The organism is Acinetobacter sp. CS-2 (assembly GCF_016599715.1).
Lineage (GTDB): Bacteria > Pseudomonadota > Gammaproteobacteria > Pseudomonadales > Moraxellaceae > Acinetobacter.
Genome location: NZ_CP067019.1, coordinates 1,922,550 through 1,940,946 on the forward strand (window position 1 = coordinate 1,922,550; position 18,397 = coordinate 1,940,946).

Below are 18,397 nucleotides of genomic sequence, written 5' to 3' on the forward strand. Positions count from 1 at the left end.
TTATAATTTTATTGTTCGTGAAGAATACACATATGGATTCTTCACTATGCATTCAATATTTTGCTGTGCTGAAATAATTTTCTTCACTGATTGGGATATGCTTTCAGGTTGCTCTAAAGGAAACATATGTCCGCCTTCAACCACACTAAACTCAATTCCATAGATTTTTTTCATTCCTTGCGGCAAGCCCTGTTTATAAAAGTGACTCTGTTCTGCCGTAATTAAATGCACAGGCATTTGCGGTGCTTGACGTGGTGTACGCCACCACCAGGCTGGAACGGTTCTGAAAATTTCTGCTTCAATGGCTTTAGGAATAGTTAAGGTCACGCCTCCTCTGCTTTGATCTTCTGTAATAGCATGAGCAAAATAATCATCAAAACACTGCTGAGCAAAATTTTTGAACAGCCGGTTATTGCGTAAAGATGTATATGCTTCATCAAAACTGCGCCAATGATCTTTGCGTTTAAGTGTAATCGCTGCAGGCGTGATTTTATCCACGGCTTTTAACCTGAGCTTTTGCAAGCCTTCAAAAATAGCTGACTTGCTGCCGATCACAAAAGGTGGATCCATAATCACCAGTTGTGAGAACAGATCAGGGCGTTTATAGGCCGCCATTAAAGTGAGCAAAGAACCAAATGAGTGACCCAAGCCAATCACCTGCTGGTTTGGAAACTGCTGTTCAATGTCTGCAATCACCTGATCCACCAGATGTGTCCATGTATAAGTGACGGGATATTCAGGACTCATTCCAATCACTGGAATAGCTTTAATATCAAATTCTTCTTCAAAAGAGCGAAAAAACTTCTGATAACTAGCCGAAGGAATACCATTGGCATGAGTAAAATGAATCGCATTTTTTCTGAATAATTCATCTGCCGTACAAGCTACTCTTGTTAAAATTGTTCCCGTAGTAGTGCGATAGCTTAAGCAAAAGCAGGCCTGGATGAAATCACTAAATGCTTAACTCCCTGACTTGCAAGTCAGATAGCTTAATTACAAAATTCTGTACAACAAATGATTTGACTGCTGCTGTTTATTTTCTCGAAACTACCAGAAACTGACTACCTAAAAAAGTCGCTCCACAAGTTGTCTTATCACCTGCAATCACCACCCCACGTCCTTTCACAATAGTTGACTGTTCAGCAGCAATCGCGGACACAACAGTTTGGCATTTCGGACAATAATGCTTCATGCCATGCAAATGCACAGCGATTCCATTTATGCTAAAAGAAGGATCACATTCTGAAACCATACCGCCGTGCGAGGTGGTAGAACCGAGGGTAACTAAAGACTTTGCCATTGTTATTCTTCTTATACTTTCTTTATAAAAATTATTTTCTTATTTTAGCATGAGTTGAATTTTAATCTAGATGAGTCAGAACGCCTTCATCTTAAACAAAAAGCACCCGCAGGTGCTTTTTGTTTCAATTCCAAATTATGGTTTAACCACGACCATCACCTGAATGGCTTCCGGTGTGACAGATAAGCCATCCAACAAGCTTAAGCCTTCTTTCTGGAATTTCTGTAAACGTGAAATTTCATCTTCACGGATACTTGGGTTGAATTGCTTCAGGTAAGTTAAACGGTCAATTTCATATTGCCATTTATTGCCATAAACTTCTTTTGCCTGCTGCTTGAAGTTTGGCAATGCAGTTTTGGCAATATCCAAGGCTTGTGCATAACGCTGCTCAATCACTTCACGGCGTGCTTTCACCACTTGACGGCAGCTATTGCCATCTAGGTGATGTAAATAAGGTTTCAGGATTTCCGGAGCAATCTTTTCAGAGAGATCCTGACCTTTTTCACTGAGCAATACACGAATCAACTGTTGTGGCAAGCTGGATGGCAGGTTCAATGCCTTCGGTGCAACCACATCCACCTTGAACCAGACTTCCATCAATACCGAACCCTGTGGCAAGGCTGCTGATTTTAATACCGCAACGTTGGTACTACCAAAAGATTGAGTATTGATCATTTCCATCACACTTTCAGTGAATGGATGCTCAAGAGTTAAATACTGGGCATCTTCACGAACCTGTGCCTGATCACGATAGAAAGTCGCAGTCATGCCTTCTTCATCCAAAGATAAGCCTTGAACCTGCATTTGATCAGTCGGCTTGATGATCACCGTACCGTTACTTTGCTCATCAAAATCGATATTGGTCGACGCCATGAAGCGTTTCATGAACATCGGCAAAGTGGTGTTGTCGTCATAATCTTCAAGCGCCTGCACAATTTCCTGTGCCACGATTGGTCGGCAAGAGTTATATTCCAGCAGACGGTCACGGCCTTCCTGCAATTCAGCTTCCAGCGCTTCACGCTGAACACTGACTTCTTCCAGCAAATCTTCAAACTGCTGGCCTAGGTCTGCCAATAAACAGTCTTTTAACTTCACGATGAAGTTTTCTTGCAAGGTTTGTGCCGTTGGTGAAATATTGCTGAAGATATTTAAACCTTCGTTGTACCAGCGGAACATACGTTCCTGTGCAGTGCCCACTAAATAAGGCACATGAATCTGAATCCGGTTTTCCTGACCAATACGGTCCAAACGACCAATACGCTGTTCCAAAACATCTGGATTTGCCGGCAAGTCAAACAGGATCAAGTCAGAGGCAAACTGGAAGTTACGCCCTTCTGAACCGATTTCAGAACACAATAGAATTTGTGCCCCATAAGACTCTTCAGCGAAATAAGCTGCTGCCTGATCACGCTCAAGCAGGCTCATGCCTTCATGGAACATCGCAGTACGGATACCGGCATGTAAACGCAGTACATTTTCCAGTGCTTCCACTACAGGACCACTACGCGCAATCAGCAAGACTTTTTTGTGTTTAAGATCAGTACGCAGCTTTTCCATCAGCCACATCACGCGTGGATCATGTTCCATCCATGCGCCATCGAGCTGTGCTTCTTCCGGCCACATCTGTTCACGTAGTTTACCGTTTTTTGACCAGTTTGCAGGTGCTGGTAAAGGTGCCGGTTGACAGTCACGACCCGGGAAACCCTGAATCGCTTCACGGGTATTACGGAATAAGATACGACCGGTACCATGACGGTCTAACAATTCATGAATAGCACGGAAACGCTGTTCCGGCTCATCCTGAATGCTATGACCCAATAAACCTTCAATCGCTTTTAAATGCCCTTCTTCCAAAGGCAGGTCTGACATCAGCACTTCAGCAATTTTTGCAGTCTGATGATACTGCTCTTCTTCATCAAGGAAGCGATCAAGTGAACTGAAACGTTGTGGATCAAGCAGACGTAAACGGGCAAAATGGCTTTCTACACCTAACTGTTCAGGTGTTGCTGTAAGCAGTAACACACCCGGGGTTTTTTCCGCCAGCTCTTCAACCAAATCGTAACGGTCATTACCGCCTTCTTCTTCACTCCACATCAGGTGATGAGCTTCATCCACCACCAGAAGATCAAAACCAGCTTCTAAAGCCTGTTCACGTAAATCCTCGTGATCCACCATCAAATCAACAGAAGCAATGATGCGCTGCTCGGTCAGGAATGGGTTTAGATCAGGATCATGTTCCTTGATGGATGCGGTACGGGTCAAATCGAACAGTGAAAATTCCAGATTAAAACGGCGGCGCATTTCAATCATCCACTGATATTGCAGTGAATCTGGCACGAGAATCAGGATACGTTCAGAACGCGATGTTTTGAGTTGCTGATGAATAATCAGGCCCGCTTCAATGGTTTTACCCAAACCGACTTCGTCCGCAAGTAAGACACGCGGTGCAAAACGCTGTCCCACTTCATGGGCAATATAAAGCTGGTGCGGAATCAGGCCTACACGCGCACCGACCATGCCGCGCAGAGGACTGTTCTTCATATTGGCTTGCATCAGTAAAGCTTCAATACGCAGGTCATACCATTCTTTATAGTCGACCTGACTGGCCAGTAAACGGTCAAGCGGTTTAGACAGCTGGATGGTCGCACCGATACGGGTTTCATTGAGTGACTTACGTTCTTCTGAGCCATCTTCCAGATTACGCACGACGTTATAGCGCACCACACCATGACGGTCTTCCAAAGACTCAACTGTCCATTGGGTGCCTTCCTGATCCTGCAGTTCATCCTTCACATTGAACACAATACGTGATAAAGGTGCATTGTTACGTGCATAGACACGTGTTTCATCACTTTTTGGGAATAAGATGCTAACCGATCTTTCATCTACATCTATAAGAACCCCTAAACCGAGTTCTGTTTCCGTATCTGATAACCAACGCTGACCAATAGCAAACTGATGCAATTTTTCCACCTTTATCTAAAAATGAGGACACTAATTTCAAGCCCAAAATCTGCTTGGTATTTGAGCAAAAAACCAGGTCTTTAAGCAATATATTTTGACATAAAGCCCACTAAAAAGTGCGCAAAATCTATGAGGATTAAAAAGTTTTTACTTTAAAAAGGAACTGGAGCATAAAACTCCATCAGCTGTTCTGTTTGCGGATGATAAAAACTTAAGTTTTCAGCATGCAGGCACAGACGCGGCATCATCAGTTGCTGCTCAGGAGTGGCATATAAAGTATCACCAATAATAGGATGACCCAGATATTGCATATGCACGCGTAGCTGATGGGAACGGCCGGTAATCGGGCTAAGTTTGACCCTCGTCACCGCCTGTCCCTGAATTTCAAAATGTTCGATGGCCTGCCAATGGGTCAGTGCAGGCTTGTTATGATTTGGATCGGCAATATGTAATGGTGGATGTTCAGGGTCATAGACGACAGGTACATCAACCGTGCCTTCCCCTTCAAGATGCCCTGCTACAAGCGCCTGATAGGTTTTGTCGGTTTGACGTTCCTGAAACTGGCGGGAAATGGTTTTTTGCCCCCATCTGCTCAGGCCAAACACCAGAATACCTGAAGTATCACGATCCAGGCGGTGAATCAGTAGTGTTTTGGGTTCTATTTCTAATAATCGGTTGATCACGCAATCTTGTAAATCTTCGGTTTTGCCAGGAACGGTGAGTACACCTGCAGGTTTATGGATGACCATAAAATCTTCATCACGATGTATCAGATGTTCGGTTAGAAAATTACTCAATGTTCAATCCCAGGCTGATCGCGCAAACAAGGCGGCAATGATAGAAAGCTTGGCGCAGAATTACAATGCACAATATTCGAATTGGTGACGGTTTTTCCGATTTTGCTCAAAAATTATTTCAATCCCGTGTTATCAACGTGCTGATTGCAATACAAAGCTGACCAGCGCATGTAGTGAATTGTGTTTTAGGACATCTTCATAAGTAATGTTTGCCCCATGCGCTCGCCAAATCCCCACTAAAGTGACAATAGCAACAGAATCCAAACCGTACTGTTTCAGATCAAGATCAGGATCAATTTCCAGAGCATCCATGTTCAGTTGCTCTGCAACCGCAAGCATAATTCCCTTGGGGGAAAGCACATAATTGGATGGCGCACTTAAATCCCATAATCTAGTCAAACTATAGCTATTCATATGATGCAAGCCGTGTATCGAAATGTTATCAATCCATTGAATATGCTGGTATTGATTCGACAATAAAATCGCATCGTCTACTACACAGATTTGCTCGGTGACACTTTGTAGATGCGGCAATATTTGCTTGAGCATCGGCGTGACCTGCCCGGCAAAAATCAGTTGTGGATGCGATGATGCATATTCACCGAGTTGCTGCATGCCCTGCATCAGGTCATCACCATACAAATCAACAATCGGAATATCTAAAGCTTTGGCTTTATTAGTGATCTGAACAAGATGGGTCATGAGGTCGCTGTCTTGTATGCCTGCCATCATCCTTAGGTTGTGCAATCCCACCAACACTAAAACCGATTCAGTTGCTGAAAGCTGCCATTTGGCTTGGGAGGGGGTGAGTTGGATCTTTTTGGGTAATGGATAAAACATTAAGCCTCAACCTGCGCTAAAAACTTCTCAATCGCTACCTGTGCAATCTCCGCATCTTCAAACGACTTCACACCTGACACCCCCATCGCTCCGACCAACTGCCCTTGATACAGAATCGGCTCACCACCTTCTAACATGCCCGAGAACGTTTCCATAGTCAGAAAGCCCATTTGACCGCCTTTGATAATATCTTCAAATAGCTTGGATGGACGGCGGCTCATTGCCGAGCATTTGGCTTTTTCTAGACATAAATTGGCTGTCATAGGTGATGCCCCATCCATACGTTTCATCGCAAGCAAATTACCCGTTTCATCTACAATGGCGATACTGACATTAAAATCATGTTCAAGTGCATATTCATAAGCTGAATTTAGTAAAAATTCCGCATCGCTTAAAGTCAAATAATGTTTGGTTTTCATATTCGCTCTCAAAAATTCTTTATAAAAAAGCCCGCTATAAAACGGGCTTCATTTACATGCTCAAAATTAAGCGGATGCTTTCATTTCAGCAAAGGTTTCTTTCGCAGCTTGAATAGTAAATTCAATATCTTCATCACTGTGTGCTGCTGAAATAAAGCCAGCTTCAAATGCAGATGGTGCAAAATTCACCCCACGCTGCAACATACCATGGAAGAATTTACGAAATGCATTCACATCACATTTCAACATGGAATCAAAACTGGTAATGTCTTCTTGGTCAGTAAAGTACAAACCGAACATCCCGCCCACTTGTTGAGTCTTGAATGGAATATCTGCTTCATCCGCAGCAGCTTGTAAACCGGCAAGGAGTTTTTCGAGTTGCGCAGTTAATTTTTCATAAAAACCTTCGGCACGTAAATGTTTAAACATTTCAATACCGGCACGCATCGCGAGTGGATTACCTGACAATGTCCCTGCTTGATAGACTTTACCCAGTGGTGCGATGCACTCCATCACTTCACGTTTACCACCAAACGCACCGACTGGCAGGCCTGCACCAATAATTTTACCCAAAGTGGTCAAATCAGGTGTTACGCCATAATGTGCCTGTGCACCGCCTAGACCGACACGGAAACCGGTCATCACCTCATCAATGATGAAGACCGAACCATGCTCATCACATACATCACGAATTGCCTGTAGGAAACCATCAATCGGTTTCACCAGGTTCATGTTCCCTGCAACCGGTTCAACAATCACACCGGCAATTTCATGACCAAATTTAGCAAAGCATTCTTTTAAAGTCGCGATGTCATTGTATGGAAGCGTCAGCGTATGCTTGGCAAAATCAGCAGGCACACCGGCTGAAGTCGCTTCACCTTCGCCACTGGTCAACATACCTGAACCGGCTTTAACCAGAAGTGAATCTGAATGACCATGGTAACAGCCTTCAAATTTTACAATTTTGTCGCGGCCTGTATAACCACGTGCCAAACGAATCGCTGTCATGGTTGCTTCCGTACCTGAGTTGGTCATCCGAACCAGTTCAATCGACGGCATGATCTCGCAAATAATATCTGCAAGCGTGGTTTCATGTACTGTTGGTGCACCAAAGCTTAAGCCATCAACAGCAGCCTCTTGTACGGCTTTAATGATGTCAGGATGGGCATGGCCTAAAATCATCGGTCCCCATGAACCAACATAGTCCACATAGCGTTTACCATCGACATCGTATAAATAGGCACCCTTAGCTTTTTCAATAAATACAGGCGTACCACCCACCCCATTAAACGCACGTACCGGTGAATTCACCCCACCCGGAATATGTTTGCTGGCTTGTTTAAACAATTGTTCTTGCTTTGGAGATAGGCTCATGAATTTACTCAACTCAAAATTAAATCAATCTAAATCTATATTATTAAAGGTTGTCTTGAAAAAGTGCAGACCATTCATCAAGACGCTCAGGAATGGCATGCATAGGACGACCTAATATATCACTAATCACTGCACAATAATCTGCACCAGATTCAACCACGATCTTTGAATTTTCAACGGTTAACCCGCCAATGGCGCAGATCGGCACATTTAGTTGCGTTTTGGCTTGTTTCAATGTTTCCAAACCAATGTTCCCGGCCTCAGGCTTAGTATCAGTCGCATAAATTGCACCAAACGCCACATAATTTGCGCCATCAGCAATCGCCTGTTCTGCCAATTCCAGAGAATTGTTACAGCTGCGACCAATCAGGACACCTTCTGGCAAACGTACAACCGCTTCCTGAATCGAGCCATCATCCTGGCCCAGATGCACACCTACACCATATTTAACCGCAGTTTCAAGATCGTCATTAATCACGAAAGGTACGCGATATTCAGCACACATGGCTTTCATGTACTCAATTTCATAAAATTGATCTTCTTTGGCGACTTTTTTACGACGGTATTGCAATACTGAAATACCGCCATTGGCCATTGCACCTTCAAGCTTAGCCAATAAAAGTTCTAAAGGATCATCATTGGTGATCAGATATAAACCGCGCATAACAAACTGCCAAAACTAAAACTGCCTTATTATAGGCATATCAGGGACAAGATTCAGCGGAACTGTCTTAATTCCTTAAAATTACAGCAGATGAATATCAAAAATTAGAAAACTTAAACGGTAGCAACTTTGAGTTAAATAGTGTGAAAATACCTATTTTCAGGGATAGATCATCTGAAGATTAAACGATTAAATAAACCACAAAATGACAATAAATAATAATTATAAAAACAAAAACTTGAAGCAATGAAAAGACTTCCTGATCCTTGATTATAAAATGCGCTTGGGGGAGGCGAATGAAGGATTAGGAAGTCTTTCTATTTTTATTCCGCTAAAATTGGGTAATATCTTCAACTCTGACAAAGCATTTTTTGTAAATTTTTAATTCCCTATTTTTTTAATCTTGATTCAAAAACTTTAGCTTTTATCTCCCCTTCCTTAAATAAAACCTTCCTTAAATAAAAAAAGCCTAGAGAAGGTCGCTCTAGGCTTGGAAAACTTTAAAATTAGGACGCTCGAAGTAAAAATCAATTTATTCAATGCCTGTTCTATTAATAGAATATTCACTCTACCATTGCAAGTCTACATTCCGTAAATTTACAAATATTTTATTTTTAGGTAAATTTTTTCAACACTATTCACATAATAAAAGTGATTTTTTAACTAACTGGGAATTTTATCCAGGGAACGATCTTTCAAACTTAAATTCCCACGCAACACATCAGAAAACATGCGCCAATCTGAAATAAAACTATAGAGCGGCTGTTTAAAACTGGCCGGTTTGTTTTTTTCAAAGCAGAAATGACCTGCCCATGCACTGGCATAGCCGAACAATAATCCATAAACAAGATACTTTGGCTTTCTTTTTACAATGGCACGACTTAATAGGCATGCCCCGACACTACTGCCGAATATATGCAAACGGCGACTCATGATATTACGATGCTCAGTTAGATAAAACCGATAGAATTCATGATAGTTTTGAATCGGCAGCTGAAATTCCGGTTCTGGATGATGTTCAAATTTGAGCTGGATTGTTGTATTCATGGTCATAGTCCTGCCTATTTCGATTCAAGTTAGCTCATATTTCAGCCAAATTAAAGTGTCCGCTTTTATCATTTTTTTGATCATTTGCAAAGCAACCAGTCAAGAATCCGTTCGTCAAGTCTTACATCAAAAATCATTTTCGCTACAATCATCAGCTTAGAATGAACAATGCTATTTCCGGCGCTATAAAAGAACAGATTTCATAATGCATGTGTAAGCTATAGATAATGTTTGCATTGCTGACATCACATCAAAAAATTAGGATGAAAAATCATGGTTGAAGTTGAATTAAAATTTCAAATTCCTGAAGCAAGACGTAATGCTTTACTGAAAGCATTGGATCCTAAAAAATCTGAAATTATTCAACTGAAAGCCAAATATTACGACACCTCAGAACGCTTACTCTCACAACATGGTGTTGCCTTAAGACAACGTCTCGAAGGCACGCGCTGGATTCAAACCTTAAAAGCTGCAGGGAAAAGCCACTTACATCGTTTTGAGCATAATCATGACCTGGGTGAACTGGAACATGCCCCGCAGCTGGATTTATCTATTTATGAGCAGGATGCTGAAGCACAACACATCCTGAAAAATGCTTTGGGTGAGGCACAGGATCAACTTAAATTACAGTTTGAAACTGATATACAGCGTACCTTTCGCGTCATTCATTTTGAAGAAACCGAGATAGAAGTCAGTCTAGATGTTGGTGAAGTGCGTACCGAAACAGCCCAGAGTGAAGTACATGAAGTCGAGTTTGAATTGAAGTCGGGCTCAGTCCAATCTCTTCTCACCTTTAGCTTTGAATGGGTGAAAAAATATCACCTTTGGCTGGATGTGCGCAGTAAAGCCGAAATCGGCAATCTTTTGGCCATCCAGCAACCCGTCAGTCCGGCAAAATTAGCCAAGGAATTTCATTTAAGTAAAAAAGACCCCGCCAATAAAAACTTGCGCATGCTGATTGCCCAGCAGTTACAGCATTTACTGCCAAATATCGCAGCTATTGCTGCAGGTGTTGCCGAGCAAACACATATTCAGCAAGCCCAAATTGCACTGGATCATTTACATTTGACCCTGTCGTTATTTAAAGACTGGAATGAGGCAGTTTCCGACAAATGGGCGGTGCAGCTGGGTGCATTTAAGCATCAGTTTGATCATTTACAGCATTTGCAACACATGCAGTCAACTTTAGGCGCATTTTTACAGAACCCCAATACTGCATCGAATTTAGCCAAAGATATTTTGTATGCCAAAGAAAAGTTGGCCAATCTGGTACGTTCCACACAAAATGTACATCATTATCTGGAATTATTAATGTTTGGCCTGGACCACGAGGATAAGCTCCAAGGACATGACTTAAAATGGTTTGCACAAAATACCCTGCAAAATCAATATAAACAGCTCCAAGAGCATCTTGCAAATACCGATATTGCCAATTTTGAAAGTCTGGATCAGTTAGCCACTAAAATTCATGAACTGAAATTTAGCTTCCCGATTCTAACTTCGATTTATGATGTCAAAAATTTGCAAAAATACAGCAAAGCCTTGAATGATGCTCAACTTGCAGCCAGTGAATATCAGATTCTGGCCTCTTCTGCCGAGTATATTCAGCAAACTGAACTGGAAGCCAGTGACTGGTTTGTGTTGGGTTGGCTGACAGCAAAACAGGAAGTGTATGCACAAAACCTGCTTGAAGCGACAGAACAATTCCTGGTGAGTCGTAAATTTATTAAGTAACAAATAAAGCGACAAAATTAAACCAGTCAAATCAAAGCGTATGGCATGATCTTTTAATGCACACCAATGAGTGGGGCGACATACGCTTGATCTACTTTCTGGCAAAACCCTACTCTTTTTTTGATACTGGCTTACAATGAAAGTCATGGCCCTATCGGATGATGAAGCGTCAGGAGTTTTAACATGCTTGAAGTAGAATTAAAATTTCAGATCCCCGCATCAGATCAAGAAAAGCTCTATCAGCTCTTCTTGAACAAGAATGCTCGCTTGATTTCTTTATACGCAAAATACTATGACACGCCCGAACGGCATTTGGCTGAAAAGAATATTTCATTACGGCAACGTCTTGAAGACGATCACTGGATACAAACTTTAAAAGCGCCCAGCGATCATTCCTTACAACGTTTTGAACTGGAAAGCGATTTAGGCAAACTAAATGCCCCTCCGGACTTGGCCCTTAAGATGTACCAGTCCGATCCGAAAGCAAAACAATTGCTGCAAAATGCTTTGGGCAAACAGGTTAAAAACCTGATTGTGCAATATGAAACAGTCGTTCAACGTCTGGTGCATGTGATTCATTTTAACCGTTCAAAAATTGAAGTCAGTCTGGATCGCGGCGAAATTCGACATAACGATCAGAGCGTGTCAATTTATGAAATTGAATTTGAGCTTAAACAAGGTTCCATACAAGACCTGATCAAATTTATTCACCCCTGGGTGCAGCGATATCATTTATGGCTAGATGTGCGAAGTAAAGCTCAACGCGGCGATTTGCTGGCACAGAGTTTAAAAAATCCTGCTGCTCAATTTGCCAGCCCACTCAAGCTGAATCCACAGGACTCAACAGATCAAGCTTTAAAGCAGATCATCAATAATACCTTGCAGCACCTATTGCCGAATGCATCAACCATCGCTTCCGGACAGTATGATAGCGAACATGTGCACCAGACTCGGGTTGCCATTCGCCGTTTAAGAAGTGCCTTACGTGTTTTTGAGGACTGGTCAAAAGATGTCAATCCAGACTGGCAAGAGCAGCTGACTCATCTGTTCCGCCAACTGGGTTCAACCCGTGATCGCGATGCCTTGAGTGAAGGACTTTTACCTCAGCTCGAACAGGCAGGTGCCCCTTTTGTTCAGCTTTCGAATACGCCTGAACAATCCGGCATTCCCATTGATGAATCATTACGTTCTTCAGACTTTGTAGAATTGATTCTGCATCTGCTGCGCTTTGTCGATCAGCCATGTAAAGAACAGAAAAAATCCGGATTAAAAAAAGATATCGCCAAAAAACTGCAAAAAATGCATCAACAAATCTGCAAAGATGCCGATCAATTTTTACAGCTGGATATTCCCTCCCGGCATCGTACCCGCAAACGGGTCAAACGCTTGCGTTATTGTGTAGAATTCGTGGCTTCGCTTTATCCTGTTCAAGATGTAAAGCACTATCTCAAAGATTTAAAACCCGCCCAGGAAAGTTTGGGACAATATAACGATTTGATGGTGGCCGAAACGCTGTTTCAGAATATGGTTAAACGTAAACAAAAATCGTGGTTTGCCTTGGGCTGGATTGCCAGTGAGAAAAAATACGTTCTGCAACAGGCTCAGCAGCATTTAGACTATTATTCTAAAACCGATACTTTCTGGTAAGTAGAAAATGTAAAATTAATATTAGCGATATTTGCCAAATATTTTCCAGGTTCCATTATCCGCCAGTGGATCACTATAACTGTCATTGCGCTGTTTGCGCGGCTTGTCACGGGCATCTACCAGCTCAAAATGTGGCTCTGTACTCAGTACAATACCATTTACATAAAACCGCGTACGAGTATATTCACTTTGTCCATGCTGGAACACATAAGTGCGTAAGTCGATAAATTCGCGATGTGCCACCAAAACTGCGGTATCATCACTTTCTAACCAGGCATTCATGGCTTGAATTTGTGCAGGCTCATATTGTCCACACTTATCCACCAGGCTGGCAATACCGCGAAAGGTTTTCGACTCTTTGGCGCGGGTTTTATTAATTCGGATGCGGTCAACATGAAAATAGAACAGCGGCAGATTCAAATGGCTGGGTAAATGCACCGCATCGAGTGTTTCATCTTGCATAAAAGGCTGGAATAGATCTTGTGCTCGTTCAATTAACCCGATCCATTGCCGGTAATATTCATCGACTTCTTTTTTAGAACCATAATAAATAGGTAAGCCTTCAACATTGGCCAGATTTGCAGGCGGCCAAATATTTTGACGCAATAAGGCGATGTCACTTTTTAAACTTTGTACAGCAATGGCATCTTGCATTGGATTATCCATTTTAATGCTTAGGCTATTTTTAGATTAAGCCAAAGGTTTAGTTTCTGCAAGGCTTTGCCTATAATAAGCCATTAGATCGTTTTTGCAGGAAAAGTTCATGGTTCAAAAGATTGAAGCAACAGATGTAACCGAAGAAGAAGCGTTAAATGCTGCTTTTTTTGAACGTGCTGATGAATTTATTAAACAGGCCAACGAATTTTGCCGTGTCGAAAAAGGTTCAGCCGTGAAACCTGCTGAAATGCGCGGACAAGTCAGCGCTGCCATGTTGTTTGCTACTGCCCGTTTTAATACTTGGGTAGCTGCCAATAACTTTAAAGATGGCAATGAAATGCGTGATGCCAAAGATCAGGTGATGTCGTACATCATGCAGCAATTCCAGATGATGCTGGAAGATAACTATGACGAATATTGCGAACAGTTTGAAAACTATCTTCGCTTCCGTCGTAACGAAGAATTTCATACCAACAAGCATGATCATGACCACAATCACGATCATTAATGAAAAGCCCTACGGGGCTTTTTTTATGTGCTGAGTTTTTGGATGAAAGGTCATCCAAAGCCAAAATACCTTAGTGTATGGTGACATGACAGAGATTTACTGAACCAAAGACTGACCATACAATAGCTGGAGACAGTTTCCGGAAACCTCTATTGTACTGGACCATTTTGGCACGCCTGCCGGATTATTTGGAAAAGTCGGCTCACTTACAGGACTGACGAAAACCGCCCGGGAAAATATTTTGTTGCGCTGGCAGGAGGATATTGCCGAACTGGCAAGGTATCCAAATGTTTATATCAAGATGTCTGGCCTGTTTATACCGATATTGAGTCATCAGTTTCATAAACAAGACCGCTTAGCCAGTAAACAGGAAATCTATGATTTAGCCTTTCCACTGATTAGCCATGTGCTGCGGCACTTTGGCAGTTACCGGGTCATATTTGCCTTCAACTTCCCCATTAAGTACCTCACTGCTGAACATCATTAATGCCTTTAGTGATGTGGTAGTGGGGTCTATGATCCGAATGCACTGAAACAAGTTTTTCATCATAATGCAAAGCAGTTTTATCAGCTTTAAAAGAAACCTCCCCTAACCCCTCCTAAAAGGAGGGGAAAAGCACAACAAATATATGAATAGCAGGATAGAAAATAGCGTTTAAAAGTTATGACTTGTTTTGTGGCTTTCCATACTGGTCTGCCATAACTTCCACCAGCTGATCCAGTTTGATGTATTTCTTGATTACGGTATCCAGATCTGCTTTGCTAAGTTTTTTAAAAGCCTGATCACGCTTTTCACGGAATAATAAGTCGCGATTATGTTCCAGTTGCGGTAAAAGCATCGCGTGAATACTGCGTTCATCTTCCAAAGCAGTCACCCGTTTTTTCAGAATATTGGCTTTGGCCGCTTCCAGCTCCTGTTCAGTTACCCCTTTAGTGAGTAAATCATTCAGTACCTTATGCACGGCTTGTGATACTTGCGCCGACTTTGCTGCCGTATAATTGGCTTCTATGGTGAGTGCCCCTGAATCAATCCATTCATCCAGATCCAGATTGCTGCCAAATCCATATACCAAGGCATTTTTCTCACGGAGTTCCTGGGCTAAACGTGACGACAGCTGCGAGTCAGCCAGAATATAACTAAACGCCATTAAGGCTGGCGCATCGGCATGATTCGAACCCACCGGCAAGGTCAAAATGGCCTGATAATTACCAAATTCACGTTGCTCTGATAAAGCATGGATTTTTTGTGCCTTATACGCCTGATAATCAGAACTTAGGCGTTGATAAGGCAATTGTGTTTTCCATCCAGAGAATTCTTTTTGTAGCAGTTTTAGCATGGGCTGAGCCTGATAATCACCGGTAATGGCAATTTGTGCATGATGACTGATAAAGAAATCCTGATATAATTTTTTCACTTGCTCAACTGTTGCTGCTTTAAGCTGCTGTTTAGACAGCTCAGGTTCAAAATGATAGCGTAAATCTCCTGGCTGATAGGTTTCCAATAAACGGGTCATGGTCAATGCGGCAACCGTTTCAGGTTCCGTATATGGCCGATCCAGGCTCGACAAGCTTTGTGACTTGATCAGGTCAAATTGCGATTGTTCAAACTTCGGTGTTTTCAGAACATCAAGCATAAATTTGAAATAATCATCAAATTTCTCTTTTTTTGCCACAATCTGAATGGCAATACTATTTGCAGATGCTGTAGCCGTTGCTCCACCACCCGCTTCAATCGATTTGTCTGCAATATCCTGCAAACTATACTGATCTGAGCCACGCAAGAGTAAATAGGCCATCAAATCCAGTACTTCACCTTTATTAAACAAAGATTTATCCGTACCAAAGTCAACAGAAATGGTGGCATAGGTTTTATCATCACGGGTAGAGGTCGGATATAAAGCGTATGCAATACCGTTTTTCAACGTTCCGCGCTGGATTTTCTTTTCAGTATCCATCAAATACTGCTTTGAGGTTTTGACGTATTCCGCGACTTCCTGCTTATAGGCACTGCTGTCTTTAAGCGGCTCTTCTTGCACACTGGCCTGATCTAAGGTTTTAGGTTGCTCGGCAGCCTGTTGTTGTAATGCTTTTTTCTGAGCTTCCGGGGTCGGTTTAATATCTCCAGAAATGCGATGTTCTGGCACTAAAAACCGGGTCAGGGTTTGATTGACATCAGCAAGCTTCAATTGCTTCACATTATTCAAATCAGTAAAGTACTGCGACCAGTCTCCCTGATAAGCCACATAATAATCACTTAAACGCCCCCCCAAAGCGGCAGCATTACTGAGTACACTGTCTGCCTGATTCTGAATCAGATTTTTTACCCGGTTTAGTTCAGTCTCATTAAATAGCTGACTTTTTTCCACACCCGCAATAAGTTCGGATTGCACTTTCTTCTCATCATGATTCGGTGCATAAATGGCGCCCATAAAGACCAGATTAAAGTCCTGATCTAGCCAGGTAGTAGATTGAACGCCGGTACTTAAACCGGTTTCCACCATGCTTTGATAAAGATGCCCACTCGGTTGCATGGTATATAAATAAGGTGTCAGTGCCAAAGCAGATTTGATCTTTTCATTTTTGCCATTCAGGTAAATATTGAATTTAGCCAGATCACTGCCCTTTTTTACAACAAAATTTCTATGCTGAATTTTGGCTGAGTCCAGCACAGGAACTTTGGTCTGTACTGGAACCTGACGAGTTGCTATTGGACTAAACTGTTGATCAATCTGTTTTAACACAGCGGCTTTATCAAATTTACCGGAAATGATCATTACGGCATTGTTCGGCGCATACCAGGTTCGATAAAATTTATTCAGCTCATCCATTTTAATGGACTGCAATTCTTTTAAATCGCCAATCGGCAAACGTCCCAAATACTTATTGCCATAAGCCGATTTCCACATCTGGTCCATCATCACTGCAAAAGACTGATCCATACGAACTTCACGTTCGCGTTTCACAATGGCAATTTCAGAAGGGACAAACTTTTCTTGCAGCACCAGCTTGTCCATACGTTCAGCTTCAAGATGAATCACTTGATTAATGGCATTCTGTTCAGGACGGATCACATTGGTATATTTGGTGGAATAATAATCTGTACTGGCGTTGGTCATTAAGGTGTATTGATCCAGACGGCGCTGAAATTCTTCACCTTTGATATTCTGTGTACCCTTAAATGCCAGATGTTCGAGCAAATGTGCCAAACCGCCTTTGCCCTGCGGATCATTAAGTGAACCGGTCAGATAGACCGTGTTCATAAAGACTTTATTTTCTTTATCATTTTGCGCCAGAACCACGCGAAAACCATTGTCTAATGTATATTCTTCAATCTTCTGCTCAGATTTAACCAAGATCGGTTGTGCCCAGGCAGTTGCACTAAAACCAACAAATAATAATGAGATAGTAAGTTGTTTGAACCGCATGAGCATAATTATTCCAATTTATTCAGTCATATGAATTTTTAAGCATCACATCTTAGAAAATGATCATGATGTTGAGTAGTTACTTTTTGCAAGCATTACCGTTTATTTCAATAGCTTTGTCGTTCATTTATATCCAGATGTTACAAATGTAGCTCTGCCTGCATATATAATTTTGCATAACCTGAAATTTCAATCCGTTCATTTTCAAGCAGTTCACAATATAATTTTCCCCCACGTGCAGATGCCTGATCAGCCAGAATATCTTTTTTGCCCAATTTCTCTGCCCAAAGTGGCGCAATCGCGGTATGAATTGAACCAGTAACCGGATCTTCATCAATGCCATTAGCGGGAGCAAAATAACGCGATATACAATCATAAGGCGCAGCAGCCTGAGCAGTAATGGCCAGGTCCAGAACACGCTTGGGTTGGGTTTTCTCGGCTTGATTGAGTGTCCATTGTTTGAATAATTCCAGATTGGGCTTTTCATCCCGTACATCTTGTGGATTTGCATATTCCATAATGTAGGCCTGATGATTTAAATAAACATTTTTAAATGGCTTGCTTAAAATTTGCTTTAAAACTTCAGGATAATGGGTAACTTTTTTTGCACGGCGAATCGGAAAGTTCATTTTGATTTTACCATCAGCCTCCTGGCTTACTACAAAAATACCGAGCTCTTTAACATGAAACCGAAGAGTTTTCGCAGCGGTATAATCTTTGAATAGTACAAAACTGCTGGCTAGCGTTGCATGTCCACAAAAGTTCACTTCTGTGGTTGGGGTAAACCAGCGGATTTCATAGTTTTCTGCATCAAGCATTTTTACAAAAGCAGTTTCTGCCAGATTATTTTCTAAGGCGATATTTTGCATCAAGACCTCATCCAGCCAGTATTCAGTCACAATCACTGCCGCAGGATTTCCTTTAAACAGTTCCGTTGTGAAGGCATCCACCTGATACATTTTCATATTGATCTCCCCAATTTTAGATTCAGCACTTTGTATGTTCTAAATGTAATACAGAC

15 protein-coding genes and 1 pseudogene are annotated in these 18,397 nt (G+C 41.9%); 4 read left to right on the plus strand and 12 right to left on the minus strand.

From position 1 onward, the window contains the following. From JFY49_RS09525 to JFY49_RS09565, 9 genes are all read right to left on the minus strand, one after another. Window positions 1–900, minus strand: a complete 900-nt coding sequence (locus JFY49_RS09525; RefSeq protein ID WP_200224852.1) for an alpha/beta fold hydrolase — start codon at window positions 898–900, stop codon at window positions 1–3. A 133-nt stretch (window positions 901–1,033) separates the two neighbouring features. Then, window positions 1,034–1,300: a PAAR domain-containing protein gene (locus JFY49_RS09530; protein ID WP_200222681.1), complete on the minus strand. Its 267-nt coding sequence runs from the start codon at window positions 1,298–1,300 to the stop codon at window positions 1,034–1,036. A gap of 135 nt (window positions 1,301–1,435) precedes the next feature. After that, the gene (rapA, locus tag JFY49_RS09535) at window positions 1,436–4,273 is read right to left on the minus strand and encodes an RNA polymerase-associated protein RapA (RefSeq protein ID WP_200222682.1); all 2,838 of its coding nucleotides are present in this window, start codon (window positions 4,271–4,273) and stop codon (window positions 1,436–1,438) included. A 143-nt stretch (window positions 4,274–4,416) separates the two neighbouring features. Continuing rightward, complete coding sequence (locus tag JFY49_RS09540) at window positions 4,417–5,061, minus strand: RluA family pseudouridine synthase (RefSeq protein WP_180041736.1); 645 nt, start codon at window positions 5,059–5,061, stop codon at window positions 4,417–4,419. A 132-nt stretch (window positions 5,062–5,193) separates the two neighbouring features. Further along, window positions 5,194–5,901 carry a phosphopantetheine-binding protein gene (locus JFY49_RS09545; RefSeq protein ID WP_200222683.1) on the minus strand — a complete coding sequence of 236 codons (708 nt, stop codon included), beginning with the start codon at window positions 5,899–5,901 and terminating at the stop codon, window positions 5,194–5,196. After that, window positions 5,901–6,320 carry a GlcG/HbpS family heme-binding protein gene (locus tag JFY49_RS09550; protein ID WP_180041740.1) on the minus strand — a complete coding sequence of 140 codons (420 nt, stop codon included), beginning with the start codon at window positions 6,318–6,320 and terminating at the stop codon, window positions 5,901–5,903. Before JFY49_RS09550 ends, JFY49_RS09545 begins: the two co-directional genes overlap by 1 nt. 66 nt (window positions 6,321–6,386) lie before the next feature. Continuing rightward, on the minus strand, window positions 6,387–7,694 hold the full coding sequence (hemL, locus tag JFY49_RS09555; RefSeq protein ID WP_180041742.1) for a glutamate-1-semialdehyde 2,1-aminomutase: 1,308 nt from the start codon (window positions 7,692–7,694) through the stop codon (window positions 6,387–6,389). Between the two features lie 43 nt (window positions 7,695–7,737). Continuing rightward, entirely contained in the window at window positions 7,738–8,358 is a 621-nt protein-coding gene (gene thiE / locus JFY49_RS09560; RefSeq protein WP_200222684.1) for a thiamine phosphate synthase, read from the minus strand. Window positions 8,359–9,021: 663 nt separating this feature from the next. Continuing rightward, window positions 9,022–9,405 (minus strand): DUF962 domain-containing protein, encoded by a 384-nt coding sequence (locus tag JFY49_RS09565; protein WP_166166573.1) that lies wholly within the window; start codon window positions 9,403–9,405, stop codon window positions 9,022–9,024. Between the two features lie 273 nt (window positions 9,406–9,678). Here JFY49_RS09565 and JFY49_RS09570 point away from each other — a divergent pair, with 273 nt between their 5' ends. Next, window positions 9,679–11,139, plus strand: coding sequence for an inorganic triphosphatase (locus JFY49_RS09570; protein ID WP_200222685.1), 1,461 nt, complete (start codon window positions 9,679–9,681; stop codon window positions 11,137–11,139). Window positions 11,140–11,322: 183 nt separating this feature from the next. After that, on the plus strand, window positions 11,323–12,786 hold the full coding sequence (locus JFY49_RS09575; protein ID WP_180176523.1) for a CYTH and CHAD domain-containing protein: 1,464 nt from the start codon (window positions 11,323–11,325) through the stop codon (window positions 12,784–12,786). Between the two features lie 21 nt (window positions 12,787–12,807). On the opposite strand, the gene JFY49_RS09580 is transcribed toward JFY49_RS09575, so the two are convergent. Continuing rightward, a complete protein-coding gene (locus tag JFY49_RS09580) occupies window positions 12,808–13,440 on the minus strand; it encodes a hypothetical protein (protein WP_180041868.1) in 633 nt (210 codons plus the stop codon). Between the two features lie 109 nt (window positions 13,441–13,549). Here JFY49_RS09580 and JFY49_RS09585 point away from each other — a divergent pair, with 109 nt between their 5' ends. Together JFY49_RS09585 and JFY49_RS09590 are read left to right on the plus strand one after the other, a co-directional pair. Further along, window positions 13,550–13,951 carry a DUF3144 domain-containing protein gene (locus JFY49_RS09585; RefSeq protein ID WP_086195539.1) on the plus strand — a complete coding sequence of 134 codons (402 nt, stop codon included), beginning with the start codon at window positions 13,550–13,552 and terminating at the stop codon, window positions 13,949–13,951. 130 nt (window positions 13,952–14,081) lie between these two features. Further along, window positions 14,082–14,528 (plus strand): annotated as a pseudogene (locus tag JFY49_RS09590) (amidohydrolase family protein); the annotation flags it as partial. An 85-nt stretch (window positions 14,529–14,613) separates the two neighbouring features. Here the strand turns inward: JFY49_RS09590 and JFY49_RS09595 are convergent. Both JFY49_RS09595 and JFY49_RS09600 read right to left on the minus strand, forming a co-directional pair. Further along, entirely contained in the window at window positions 14,614–17,382 is a 2,769-nt protein-coding gene (locus tag JFY49_RS09595) for a M16 family metallopeptidase (protein WP_200222686.1), read from the minus strand. 134 nt (window positions 17,383–17,516) lie between these two features. Next, on the minus strand, window positions 17,517–18,341 hold the full coding sequence (locus JFY49_RS09600; protein ID WP_200222687.1) for a PhzF family phenazine biosynthesis protein: 825 nt from the start codon (window positions 18,339–18,341) through the stop codon (window positions 17,517–17,519). Window positions 18,342–18,397: the final 56 nt, after the last annotated feature.

Excerpts from the sequence above, each read along its gene's own strand:
- JFY49_RS09530 (WP_200222681.1), bottom strand. The coding sequence starts at position 1,300 with ATGGCAAAGTCTTTAGTTACCCTCGGTTCTACCACCTCGCACGGCGGT.
- JFY49_RS09545 (WP_200222683.1), bottom strand. The coding sequence starts at position 5,901 with ATGTTTTATCCATTACCCAAAAAGATCCAACTCACCCCCTCCCAAGCC.
- JFY49_RS09550 (WP_180041740.1), bottom strand. The coding sequence starts at position 6,320 with ATGAAAACCAAACATTATTTGACTTTAAGCGATGCGGAATTTTTACTA.
- hemL (WP_180041742.1), bottom strand. The coding sequence starts at position 7,694 with ATGAGCCTATCTCCAAAGCAAGAACAATTGTTTAAACAAGCCAGCAAA.
- thiE (WP_200222684.1), bottom strand. The coding sequence starts at position 8,358 with ATGCGCGGTTTATATCTGATCACCAATGATGATCCTTTAGAACTTTTA.
- JFY49_RS09565 (WP_166166573.1), bottom strand. The coding sequence starts at position 9,405 with ATGAATACAACAATCCAGCTCAAATTTGAACATCATCCAGAACCGGAA.
- JFY49_RS09570 (WP_200222685.1), top strand. The coding sequence starts at position 9,679 with ATGGTTGAAGTTGAATTAAAATTTCAAATTCCTGAAGCAAGACGTAAT.
- JFY49_RS09575 (WP_180176523.1), top strand. The coding sequence starts at position 11,323 with ATGCTTGAAGTAGAATTAAAATTTCAGATCCCCGCATCAGATCAAGAA.
- JFY49_RS09580 (WP_180041868.1), bottom strand. The coding sequence starts at position 13,440 with ATGCAAGATGCCATTGCTGTACAAAGTTTAAAAAGTGACATCGCCTTA.
- JFY49_RS09585 (WP_086195539.1), top strand. The coding sequence starts at position 13,550 with ATGGTTCAAAAGATTGAAGCAACAGATGTAACCGAAGAAGAAGCGTTA.
- JFY49_RS09595 (WP_200222686.1), bottom strand. The coding sequence starts at position 17,382 with ATGCTCATGCGGTTCAAACAACTTACTATCTCATTATTATTTGTTGGT.
- JFY49_RS09600 (WP_200222687.1), bottom strand. The coding sequence starts at position 18,341 with ATGAAAATGTATCAGGTGGATGCCTTCACAACGGAACTGTTTAAAGGA.